Source organism: Aliivibrio kagoshimensis, assembly GCF_050337105.1.
In the GTDB taxonomy this organism is placed as follows: Bacteria; Pseudomonadota; Gammaproteobacteria; order Enterobacterales; family Vibrionaceae; genus Aliivibrio_A; species Aliivibrio_A kagoshimensis.
This window is the reverse complement of record NZ_JAKJSQ010000052.1, coordinates 17,251-28,231: the sequence shown is the minus strand read 5'-3', so window position 1 is coordinate 28,231 and position 10,981 is coordinate 17,251. Positions and strand designations below refer to the sequence as shown.

The window sequence follows — 10,981 nt, the reverse complement described above, 5'->3', positions numbered from 1 at the left end:
TATCTAAATGATAAAGGACTGATATGAACAGAATAAGCTTCGGATTTAGGTGGATCACCTTACTTGCGCTACTCATGTTTTTTGTTCCTGTTGCTTTGTTTGCGTAGGAGCAGATATGTCTGAAAAGTTAGCAATGCCTAATGAGAATCGTGCTGTGTCTAAAACACCAGGTCATTGGGTGTTAGCGCAACTGGGGAAAAAGGTATTACGTCCGGGAGGTAAAGCGTTAACTCAAAAAATGTTGACCGGATTAGCTATTAACTCTCGAGATAAGGTGGTCGAATTTGCTCCCGGAATGGGCTATACAGCTCGTTTGTGTCTGCAACATTCACCTGAGAGCTATACGGCTGTTGAGCAAAATGAGCAAGCCGCTGAGATTGTTCGCTCTTACCTCAATGGAAATAATCAAACGTGTAAAGTGGGCAACGCACAAGAGACAGGATTAGACGATTCAGTTGCAACGGTCGTTTATGGGGAAGCGATGTTAACCATGCAATCGGATGTGCGTAAAAATGAAATTATTGCGGAAGCAGCACGTATTCTGACGACTGGTGGACGATATGGCATTCATGAACTCTGTATTTCTCCTGACGGCGTTGATGAAGAGACCAAACGATCAGTTCAAAAAGACATTTCTAAAACCATTCAACACCAAGCTAAACCTATTACACCAGCAGAGTGGAAACAGCTGATGGAAGAAAATGGCTTTGAGATAGAGTTTGAAGCCATAGCACCGATGCACTTACTTGAACCAAGGCGCATGATTGCGGATGAGGGCATAGGAGGCTTTTTGAAGGTAGTTAAAAATATTGTGTTGAAACCAGAAGCGAGAAGACGTGTTTTCGATATGCGAAAGGTATTTAGACAGCATAAAGATAACTTGTCGGCCATTACGTTAGTGGCGAAAAAGAGGCATGACGATCATGTTTGAATATACATTGTACGAAGATTTGGCCTCAGAGGTGGACATTCCTAAAGCGGGGATTACCAGTTGTCCTGTATATAAAAGCGCTCGTATGAGAGGGGTTATCTTCGGCTTTGCTGATGGCGAGGAGATGAGCGAGCACACGGCTTCTGTGCCTGCGATAGCACAGGTTTTGGCTGGTGAATGTACTTTTACACTCGATAAAGAGGTGAAAGAACTCAAAACCGGAGCGTGGGTTTTGATGGATGCTCATCTGCCACACAGTATCGTTGCTAAAACGCCACTTAAGTTAATGCTCTATCTTTTGCGAGAACCTAAATAAATAAACGTTTGTGATGACGAACCTGGGCGCATTTAGCGCCCTTTCTTATCCCTCTTTTCCATCACACCTTGGCCGTGAGTGTGTTTTCCAATTCAGATGAAGATAGAGGATCGCACTTAGCATTGCACTGCAACTGGCAATAATAAGGGGTAGCCATAGATTAGATATTGTAAAAAGGGTAGATAGTGCAAAAACCCACACGGATAACATTAGCCATTTTATTGCCACTCCATACTCTAACTGGTGGCCACTGTGTTTTTGCCCCACGACTAACATGATTAACGCAATGGCTAAGCCAATAGGACCACTAAACAGCCATGTGACATCTATATTTACAGTCGATAGCGACCAAATATTATTAATGCCAATCAGTGCAAAAGCAGCTGCTATTAGTACGTAGATAGAGTAGCCAATTTGGTAGTAGAGATCTCGCCACGCTTTGGTTAGATGCCAATCATTCAGTATGTTGAGAACAGATGCGGCGCAAGCAAGGGCTAACCATCCCGCTATCGAGCTTTGTGGAAGCCACCAGTTAGCCGTCAAATAACAGATAATGATCCCGATGGCGAAGTTACGCCTTGGCGGTTTAGCAAGGTGTTTTTGTGTTGTTTCTCCATATTTCAAAAGTGCATGATTGACGACCACCATCGATAGGCGACTCAGTATTGTTAATAGTAGGATAATCAACACTCCGACACCGGTGTGCAAGATAGCAAGCGTTTGATGTTTATCCCCTGTCATCCAGAACCAATAGCCTGACAACATGACGAAAAAATACAATAACAGTTGATAGAAGAAGAGACGGTGACGTTGGTATCTTTTATCACGAACAGCAGGTGCTAAGGCGCTGAGCAGTAAAACAAAAAAAAGTACGTTAAAAACAATGGTGGGAAACATCGTGATTATAGTGGCACAACCCATGCTGACTCTTGCCATAAGCCAACAGAGAACGAGCCTCTGCAATTGAGTTGATTTCACTCTTAATGAGTCAGTCCACGCGGGAAAAGCAGTTAATAGGAACCCTGCTAACATGGCAAGACTAACGCCAAACAGCAGTTCATGGACAAACCAGAACGGCGTTGGTGGATGCCAAAGTGTATACGTTATGCTGAATTGCAGTATCAAGCCCAACAGCAGTAAGGCAGAATAACCCGCAGTGAGCAGGAAAAATGGCCGAAAACCACAGAGATATAACGGGGAGGAGGGGTTGGTTATCTTAGTCCAATTACGCATTGTGTACTCCGGTTTGAAAAGCAAGCTTAACCGCATCCACGTTGAGTAAATTCATCGCTGTTTGGTATACATAGTCTTGATCTCTGCTTTTCCTGGGTGTGTCAGAGAGATAGCGGTATGCCTCTCGTCCAGGATTGTCGCTCAGTACCAGAATTTCATCGGCCAGTTTAACCGCTTCCATCAGGTCATGAGTAATAAACAGAACCGTGAGGTTTCGTTGTTCTATTTCGGCGATTAGGTGTTGGTAAAGATCTTCTTTCAAACCAATATCTAGAGCGCTAAAGGGCTCATCTAAAAGAAGTAACTCAGGACGCACAGCGAACGCGCGGGCCATTGCCACTCTTTGCTTCATTCCTCCGCTAAGTTCATGGGGATACTTGTTTAGGTCTTGTTGGTTTAATCCCACTTCACCGGCGAGCTTATGGGCTATGTCGTTTCGTGCTTTATGTTCAATACCACTGGCTTTTAACCCCCAGCCGATGTTTTCACGGGCATTTTTCCAAGGCAGCAGGCGCGTATCCTGAAATAAGATGGCCGTTGAGAAATCATTGACGATGTTGCCTTGCTCTAATTCAATCAGATTCGCGATGAGATTTAACAGGGTAGATTTCCCACAGCCTGAACGACCGACAATGGCGATGACTTGCCCTTGACGCAGGTCCAAGTTGATATTGTCCAATACTTTTTTCTGTTCAAAGGAGTGGGTTAAATCAGATATTTTCAGGTATTTAGTTTGCTTCACGCCATCTCTCCATTCTGCGTTTAATGGGTTCAAGTACGCCATATTCAGCAATGAGCAGCGTGGTGACTATTGCGACAATCCAAGCCATGGTTGCTGGGGTATCAATGTTGACTCTAGCAGTTGCTAATCCAGCGCCGACACCGGTATTGCTTGAAAGTAACTCAGCCATGACCACCACCTTCCAGCAGGTGCCGAGTGCGGTTACCCAAGATGGGAATAGGTAAGAGAGAATGTGAGGCAGTTGCACATCAGTGAATAACAGCCATCTTGATGAACCAAAACTTCTCGCCATTTCAGTCAGTCGCTTATCAAGTGTCCTTGCCCCTTGAACGCCCGCTGCAAAAGTAATCGGCAGTGTAGTCACCGCGATGGTGAAAATCGGGGTGTTGTCATCAGCGCCAAACCAAAGCAGTGCAAGCACAATCCATGCAATTGGCGGTATGCCGATAAGAATGGTCACCAAAGGCCTCACTGCCATTGATAGGGTGATGGATAAGCCAGAAAGTGTGCCGAGCAGACTGCCTACAGTGATGGCAAACCCAAAACCAAGCAGTGCGCGATAGGTAGTGATCCAGAGGTATTCACCTGCTTTACCGGTTTCAAACAGCTCTAATAATCTGGCTATCGATGTTTGGGGGGAAGGCAAGATAAAGTCACCGTAGAGATGATTTCCATAGTCCCAAAATGCAAAAAAGACCAGAATACTGGCCAGAGCGCCAAATCCGCTCCAAAGGTAGTGGAAAACACGGTTAAGCCAATCCATTTAGATAATTTTTCCTGTTTTAATATCCCCCCTCTCTATGAGAAAGGGGGAGAAGCTTACGTTGGCAATATTTAGCTTAGAAAAGTCTACCCTAAGTAGAAATCATTATCGGGCAGCTTACCGCCAATGATGCTTGGGTTTGATTCAGCAAGTATCGAATAGAAGGCTTCAATTTCAGATTGAATATCTTTGGCTTTCTCTAAGGTCAAGTTACAAAAAGGAATAGAACGCTCAATGATCGGAGCTTTTAAATTCATATAGATCTCACCCAGTCGACCTGCACTGGTTGGATTATTTACCGCCCAGTCAGTCGAACGTTTGAGGGCCGAATTTAGGCGATCTGGCAACTCTGGAATGTCATCAAGTAGGCTGTCCGCAATCATTATTCCTGCTTGAGGAATACGGGCAGGACCTCCAGTCACTTTCCCCCACTCATCTTGCAAGTTAATGGCACGTGTGATTTTCTTGGCAGATTTTAACCCTTTCAATATTGCCGCTGTTGCTGCAGGCTCTGGCAGTACCGCGTGTTTTGCTCGACCAGATAACACCAGCTGTAACCCTTCAAAAGGAGAGCTGACATAATTGAGGCGATAATCTTTATCCACCATCATGCCTTTCTCTTTAGCGATATGTTGGAACACCAGATCAGGCATGTCACCTTTGAATGGCATGACTACATCTTGATCTTTAAAATCTTCTATCGTTGAGACCGTTTCATCTACTGAGATGATGTACAACAGCCCCCAAGTCATCATGTTCATCAAGCGTACTTTTAGCCCTTTATTATACAAATTGGCCGCAATGTAACTGGGGGTGCCTGCTAGTTCCCAGCGGTTAGTAACAAAGTTGGTTCTTAGCACATCAGGATTGCGATACGTATCAAAATTCAGTTTACCAACCATGCCAGATAGTGAGCTTGTTTCGGCAGCATAAGCGAGTGGCACAGAGAGCCCAACCGGAGGGCCGTACATGGTCAGCTCTTTACGAATAGGCCCTGATTGAGCAAATGCCATGCCCGGGATAATGCTGCTTCCTGCCGTAACTGCACCCACTAAGCCGCAATTACGCAGAAACTGTCGTCTTGTTGTACTCATTATTTTTCCCTTAAAAGTTGGCTGTTATCGCGACGTAGAAGTTACGTTCGGGTGCTTCTACCAGAACTCGATTTCCCTCTAATGGGAACTTCGCCATCGTATCGGTATAGGACTTGTCAGTGAGGTTGTTAACACCGGCTTTTAGACCGATTCGATCATTGAGTTGAGCACTTGCGTATAGGTTAACCACAGTGAATGCATCTGCTTCACCTCCGTCATAACCGCTGCCCGTTGTTGGATCCGTATCCACACTGTTTTGTTTAGCGACATGACGGATTTGTGTGCCTATATTCCATGTGCCACCGGTACTTAAGTAGTCAAAGTAGTCAATGAAGAGGTTGGCTTCGAAGGGGGCGATGTAGTACAGGTCTCTATTATCAGAGCTGTTTTCACCTTGAGTAAAATTGAGTGCCAGACGAGAAGCGATGTTTTTCGTTATGTTAGCCTTAGCATCAATTTCTAAACCTGCCATGGTGGCATCTACGTTACGCCAGATACGTGCATAATCATTGGCTCCCGTAGAAGTTTGCCCTCTGGCACGGTCTCGGGTGATAAAGTTATTAATATCATCGTAATACGCGGTAGCATCAATGTGCCACGCCATACTATGCCCACGTGTACGACCATAATCGACCCAAGCTTCGCTAGATTTACCCACTCCGGCTTCTACTCTGCGATGCTGTTCCCAGTCAATTTCTGGATTACCCACTGAACGTGCGGTGGGGCCTAATGGCACGGATGGATTTGGCGAAAAGGCGGAAACCGCAAAGTAACGCTCTTGGGTATCAGGCGAGCGGAAGAAGTTGGCAATAGAGGCGTAAGCGGTTAAATCAGATTGATTATCGTAGTCCCATTGCAGTTTTCCGCTGGCATGTCCTTCGCTCTGTTTTAACTCAACATCACCATAATAGGTTTGATAGAGCTGCATGGCACTTTGGTTACCCGCCCCTGGATTGGTGGAGTTTTGCTGTGTTGCTTTGGTCGCATCAGCAGAAACGTGTTTAAAATTAACACCTAACGTCAGCGTTTGCAGTGGCGCGATATCAAATTCTGAAGTGGCTGAAAGTAGCAATTCGTCCATCTCTACCCCTGGATAAAGATAGGCGGATACTGTTTCTAGCCCTGCTGTTCCTGGGCCACCGAATCGTTTGGCGTCGTGATTAATAGCGGTATAGTCTACCGCTAAGTTGAGATGCGAACTCAATAGATTAAGATCGGTGTCGGCTTTAAAGCCACTCATGGAGCGGTCGATTTTTGCTGATTGCTGTTTCGGGGCTGCTGTATCTCTAAGAGAGTAGTTGTCTGCAAGACGATCCAAATCGATACGGTACAGTTCAAGATGCATTTTTTGGAAAACATCGTGAGTGAATGATTCATCCCACATCAGCTTAGCCACTTGGCGATCGGTATCAACAGGGTCCATACCGAAACCATCGGCAACCACCACATTGCCGCTGCCATCACTGATGGCGTAACTATTGCCAGTCGCAATGGGAACTTTGTTATCTTTAATCACATCACGGACATAGACGAGTTTAATATCGGTGCTGGTTCTCGGAGTGGTGCCTACAACGATTTGAGCAGCTTGACGGTCATACCCAAACCGAACCTCTTCCCCTGACGATCCTTTGTAGTTGCCAGCCGATTCATCAACAATAATGGCTCGGCTATAAAATAGGCTGCCTTTTTGGCGTACATCGGCAAAAGTTTCATGGCCTTCTGTCGCGCTATTGTAAGAACTTCCTACTCGTATGTTTTTCGATTTTGAGTTAATGACAGTGTCAACGGCACCTAATGTTGATTCAGCCTGTTCTTGAACGTAGGGCATAACACCGCCCGCTTTATTGAGATCATAAAGCGGCATCACTTCATAGGGTTTTGGTTTTCCATGCGCAGTTAGAGAGGGAATAAACTCTTCCGCTTGAGTGGCTGTACTGGAGAACAATAATGCAACGGAGACAGCGACAGATAACGTACTTCTTAGCCCTATGCCAATTTGGTTTGGGGTATAGTTTTGTACTTCCATTTTTTGAATTCCTTGGGTGAATCAACAGGTTTGTGCAATATAGTTAAATGATAACGATTATCATTTTAATTTATTGTGTCTGTTGATACCCTTGATAATTATCAAGTAGGCGTTCAAAAATCCCAATCTTGATCTTCAGTTGCTACTGTTTGTCCAATAAAATACGACGAACCTGAACCTGAGAAAAAATCGTGGTTCTCGTCCGCATTAGGTGATAAAGCCGACATAATAACGGGGTTTACTTGGCAATCTTCATCACTAAACAGAGGCTCAAACCCTAAGTTCATGAGTGCTTTATTGGCGTTGTAATGCAAAAACTGTTTTACATCATCAACTAAACCAACAGGGCCATAGAGCGCTTCTGTGTAATCACACTCAACGGTATACAGTTCAAAAAGCAGAGAAAATGCGTAATCTTTTAACACCATCTGCTCTTCAGAAGAGAGTGTTTGGTATTTAACCTGAAATTTATAACCGATGTAGTAACCATGTATCGCTTCATCGCGAATGATCAAACGGATTAGATCGGCGGTATTGGTTAACTTGGCTCGGCTAGACCAATACATAGGCAAATAAAACCCGGAATAGAACAAAAAGCTTTCTAATAAAACGCTGGCAACTTTCTTTTTAAGAGGGTCATTTTTTGCATCATATTCTTGCAAGATCAGCTCTGCTTTTCGTTGTAAGTGCACGTTTTCCTCCGACCAACGAAAAGCATCGTTGATTTGAGGTGTCGTGCATAGTGTGGAAAAAACAGAGGAGTAACTGCGTGCATGCACCGCTTCCATAAAAGCGATGTTGGTGAGCACGGCTTCTTCATGGAGCGTTAACGCATCAGGTATTAGGGCTGGAGCACCGACAGTGTTCTGTATGGTATCGAGCAGAGTTAATCCCGTGAATATGCGAATGGTTAACTGCTGTTGTTGGTCACTCAACTGGTTCCAACTTGGAATGTCATTGGAGAGTGGGATTTTTTCAGGCAACCAAAAGTTAACCGTCAGTCGATTCCAGATCTCAAGGTCTTTTTCATCTTCAAGGTGATTCCAGTTAATCGCCCGAGCAATCGGGGACGTTATTTGAGCATTCATTATGATTTTCCTTATAGGCTACAAGAGACACAACCTTCAATGTGTGTACCTTCCAAAGCGTTTTGACGTAAACGGATGTAATAGAGTGTTTTAATGCCTTTTTTCCACGCATAAATTTGCATTTTATTGATGTCTCGCGTGGTGGTGGTGTCTGGGAAAAATAGAGTGAGAGAAAGACCTTGGTCCACATGTTGAGTCGCAACAGCATAAGTATCGATAATGGCGGTGGCGCCAATCTCATAAGCATCACGATAGAACTCAAGATTATCGTTAGTTAGATAGGGAGCAGGGTAGTAAATCCGTCCAATTTTCCCCTCTTTCCTGATCTCTATTTTTGATGTTATAGGGTGTATGGAAGCCGTTGAATTGTTGATGTAACTGATGGAGCCTGTAGGAGGAACTGCTTGTAAATTTCGATTATACAAACCATGTTCTATGATTGATTGTTTCAGCGTATGCCACTCTCTTTTAGTTGGCTCAGTGAACCCGAACCTAGTCAAAAGCTTCTTTATGCACTGCGTTTTAGCAACAAAGTCGTCGCGTAAGTACTTATCAAAAAATTGACCGCTTGCGTACGTAGATTGCGCGAATCCAGTGAATGTGGCCTTCTTTTCTATTGCGAGTTGGTTGGATGTTTTTAGGCAGTGATAAAGTACGGTGGCGAAATAGACATTGGTAAAATCCAATGCTTCTGGGCTGCCATAATGAATGTGCTCTCGAGCAAGAAACCCATGAAGATTCATTTGACCTAAACCGATGGCATGACTGTTTTCGTTGCCTTTTTTTACTGATGGAACACTGTCAATAACACTCATTTCTGAGACGGAATTTAATGCACGAACCGCCATTTCAACCGATTGAGCGATATTACGACCATCCAAGACTTTGGCGATATTGAGCGATCCGAGATTGCATGAGATATCTGAGCCCACATGTTTGTAACTTAAGTCATCCCTATAAGTCGACGCGTCATTCACCTGTAGGATTTCTGAACACAGATTCGACATGGAAATTCGACCATCAATGGGGTTTGACTTATTGACGGTATCTTCAAACATGATGTAAGGGTAGCCAGACTCAAATTGAACTTCTGCCAGTGTTTGGAAGAATTGACGAGCATTTATCTGCGATTTTTTTATGCGGTCGTCGGCGACCATTTCATCATACAAATCGCTGATAGAAAGCTCTGAAAATGGTTGCCCATAAACCCTTTCAACGTCGTAAGGTGAGAATAAATGCATCTCTTCATCGGTTTTGGCGAGTTCGAAAGTGATATCAGGAATAACCACCCCTAAGCTTAGGGTTTTAATCCTGATTTTCTCATCCGCATTTTCACGCTTTGTATCAAGAAAACTCAGAATGTCTGGATGATGCGCATGCAAATAAACCGCGCCAGCACCTTGGCGAGCCCCAAGTTGGTTGGCGTATGAAAAGCTGTCTTCAAGCAATTTCATCACGGGTATCACCCCTGAAGATTGGTTTTCTATCCCTTTAATTGGCGCGCCTTGTTCTCGAAGGTTTGAAAGTGTTAGGGCTACGCCCCCTCCTTTACGCGATAATTGAAGAGATGAGTTAATCGCGCGTCCAATGCTTTCCATGTTGTCTTCAATACGAAGCAAAAAGCAGGAGATTAACTCGCCTCGGCTGCATTTTCCTGCATTAAGAAACGTTGGCGTTGCAGGTTGAAAACGGCCACTGATTATCTCTTCCACTAACTGCATGGCGAGTAACTCATCACCTTGAGCGAGCAGTAGTGCGGTCATTATGACGCGGTCTTCTAAGCTCTCTAAATACTGCTTTCCGTCACGAGTTTTCAATGCGTAAGAGGTGTAGAACTTATACGCGCCCATAAAGGTGTCAAATCGATAGTCAAACTCAAAAGCAGCTAGCCAAATAGATTGTATAAAACGCCATGAATATTGGTGTAATACATCTATTTCATAGTAATTTTCAGTGGTGAGGTAATCGATTTTTTGGCGTAAGTTTTGAAAATGTCGCGTGTTTTGATGGATGTGCTGTAACAGGTATTGTCGAACTGATTCTCTATCCGCATCAAACTGAATATGGCCTTCAGTGTCTAATATGTTCAACATGGCGTTGAGCGCGTAATAATCGAGATCGTTTGAAAACTCAGTATTTCTAGGCGTTGAATTTGTCGTTATGTTATTTGTCATAAGGATAACCAAAACTGTTTGAGCCCTTCACGAACTCGTAATACATCGAGATCGGTTCCCGCGAGCTCAAATCGATAGAGCACTGGAACCTGACATTTTTTTGCTATCACATCACCGGCATTAGCAAAAAGTTGACCAAAGTTGCGATTACCCGTAGCAATCACACCCTGTAAACATGACCTATTTTCTTGACGATTTAACAGGCGAATCACACTTTGTGGTACTGCGCCTCGCCCGTATCCATCTGCGTAAGTCGGACTGATTAAAACGAACTTTTGCGTAATATGGGGAACGGATGCTTCCTCGTTAATGGGTAAGCGTGTTGCGGGTAAGTTGAGCTTTTCGATAAAGCGCTGAGTGTTACCAGACTGGCTAGAAAAGTAGATTAATTGAGACATAATTGATTAATCATTCCAGGGCGAAAACCAGACCAATGCGAGGAGCTTGTCACGACAACAGGCACTTCTCGGTATCCGAGAGCTACGACTTTTTGTAGTGCCATCTCATCACGATGTAAGTCGATAACTTGATAGGTGATCCCCTTTGTATCGAGAAGTTTTTTGGTGGCTTCACACTGTACGCAGTTGGGTTTTGAGTAAACGATGATGTCCATA

Annotated in this window: 11 protein-coding genes; 2 read left to right on the top strand and 9 right to left on the bottom strand. The window is 44.2% G+C overall.

Annotation, left to right across the window (positions count from 1 at the left end):
- Positions 1-115 precede the first annotated feature (115 nt).
- Complete coding sequence (locus L4C32_RS15345) at positions 116-931, top strand: methyltransferase domain-containing protein (RefSeq protein ID WP_428197771.1); 816 nt, start codon at positions 116-118, stop codon at positions 929-931.
- Positions 924-1,247 (top strand): cupin domain-containing protein, encoded by a 324-nt coding sequence (locus L4C32_RS15340; protein ID WP_428197770.1) that lies wholly within the window; start codon positions 924-926, stop codon positions 1,245-1,247. Before L4C32_RS15345 ends, L4C32_RS15340 begins: the two co-directional genes overlap by 8 nt.
- A 45-nt stretch (positions 1,248-1,292) precedes the next feature.
- On the opposite strand, the gene L4C32_RS15335 is transcribed toward L4C32_RS15340, so the two are convergent.
- The 9 genes from L4C32_RS15335 to nrdH form a co-directional block, all read right to left on the bottom strand.
- Positions 1,293-2,480 carry an NnrS family protein gene (locus tag L4C32_RS15335; protein ID WP_428197769.1) on the bottom strand — a complete coding sequence of 396 codons (1,188 nt, stop codon included), beginning with the start codon at positions 2,478-2,480 and terminating at the stop codon, positions 1,293-1,295.
- Positions 2,473-3,222, bottom strand: a complete 750-nt coding sequence (locus L4C32_RS15330; RefSeq protein WP_428197768.1) for an ABC transporter ATP-binding protein — start codon at positions 3,220-3,222, stop codon at positions 2,473-2,475. Before L4C32_RS15330 ends, L4C32_RS15335 begins: the two co-directional genes overlap by 8 nt.
- The gene (locus L4C32_RS15325) at positions 3,209-3,985 is read right to left on the bottom strand and encodes an ABC transporter permease (protein WP_428197767.1); all 777 of its coding nucleotides are present in this window, start codon (positions 3,983-3,985) and stop codon (positions 3,209-3,211) included. The genes L4C32_RS15330 and L4C32_RS15325 overlap by 14 nt, the downstream gene beginning before the upstream one ends.
- An 86-nt stretch (positions 3,986-4,071) precedes the next feature.
- Entirely contained in the window at positions 4,072-5,079 is a 1,008-nt protein-coding gene (locus tag L4C32_RS15320; RefSeq protein WP_428197766.1) for an ABC transporter substrate-binding protein, read from the bottom strand.
- 10 nt (positions 5,080-5,089) lie between these two features.
- Positions 5,090-7,105 carry a TonB-dependent receptor domain-containing protein gene (locus tag L4C32_RS15315; protein ID WP_428197765.1) on the bottom strand — a complete coding sequence of 672 codons (2,016 nt, stop codon included), beginning with the start codon at positions 7,103-7,105 and terminating at the stop codon, positions 5,090-5,092.
- A gap of 113 nt (positions 7,106-7,218) precedes the next feature.
- The gene (nrdF, locus tag L4C32_RS15310) at positions 7,219-8,193 is read right to left on the bottom strand and encodes a class 1b ribonucleoside-diphosphate reductase subunit beta (RefSeq protein WP_428197764.1); all 975 of its coding nucleotides are present in this window, start codon (positions 8,191-8,193) and stop codon (positions 7,219-7,221) included.
- A gap of 11 nt (positions 8,194-8,204) precedes the next feature.
- The gene (gene nrdE, locus L4C32_RS15305; protein ID WP_428197763.1) at positions 8,205-10,367 is read right to left on the bottom strand and encodes a class 1b ribonucleoside-diphosphate reductase subunit alpha; all 2,163 of its coding nucleotides are present in this window, start codon (positions 10,365-10,367) and stop codon (positions 8,205-8,207) included.
- A complete protein-coding gene (nrdI, locus tag L4C32_RS15300; protein ID WP_428197762.1) occupies positions 10,364-10,765 on the bottom strand; it encodes a class Ib ribonucleoside-diphosphate reductase assembly flavoprotein NrdI in 402 nt (133 codons plus the stop codon). Before nrdI ends, nrdE begins: the two co-directional genes overlap by 4 nt.
- Positions 10,753-10,980 carry a glutaredoxin-like protein NrdH gene (gene nrdH, locus L4C32_RS15295; protein ID WP_428197761.1) on the bottom strand — a complete coding sequence of 76 codons (228 nt, stop codon included), beginning with the start codon at positions 10,978-10,980 and terminating at the stop codon, positions 10,753-10,755. The genes nrdI and nrdH overlap by 13 nt, the downstream gene beginning before the upstream one ends.
- Position 10,981 lies beyond the last annotated feature (1 nt).

Bases quoted from the DNA above. Each gene is read 5' to 3' on its own strand.
- L4C32_RS15345 (WP_428197771.1), top strand. From the start codon at position 116: ATGTCTGAAAAGTTAGCAATGCCTAATGAGAATCGTGCTGTGTCTAAA.
- L4C32_RS15340 (WP_428197770.1), top strand. From the start codon at position 924: ATGTTTGAATATACATTGTACGAAGATTTGGCCTCAGAGGTGGACATT.
- L4C32_RS15335 (WP_428197769.1), bottom strand. From the start codon at position 2,480: ATGCGTAATTGGACTAAGATAACCAACCCCTCCTCCCCGTTATATCTC.
- L4C32_RS15325 (WP_428197767.1), bottom strand. From the start codon at position 3,985: ATGGATTGGCTTAACCGTGTTTTCCACTACCTTTGGAGCGGATTTGGC.
- L4C32_RS15320 (WP_428197766.1), bottom strand. From the start codon at position 5,079: ATGAGTACAACAAGACGACAGTTTCTGCGTAATTGCGGCTTAGTGGGT.
- L4C32_RS15315 (WP_428197765.1), bottom strand. From the start codon at position 7,105: ATGGAAGTACAAAACTATACCCCAAACCAAATTGGCATAGGGCTAAGA.
- nrdF (WP_428197764.1), bottom strand. From the start codon at position 8,193: ATGAATGCTCAAATAACGTCCCCGATTGCTCGGGCGATTAACTGGAAT.
- nrdE (WP_428197763.1), bottom strand. From the start codon at position 10,367: ATGACAAATAACATAACGACAAATTCAACGCCTAGAAATACTGAGTTT.
- nrdI (WP_428197762.1), bottom strand. From the start codon at position 10,765: ATGTCTCAATTAATCTACTTTTCTAGCCAGTCTGGTAACACTCAGCGC.
- nrdH (WP_428197761.1), bottom strand. From the start codon at position 10,980: ATGGACATCATCGTTTACTCAAAACCCAACTGCGTACAGTGTGAAGCC.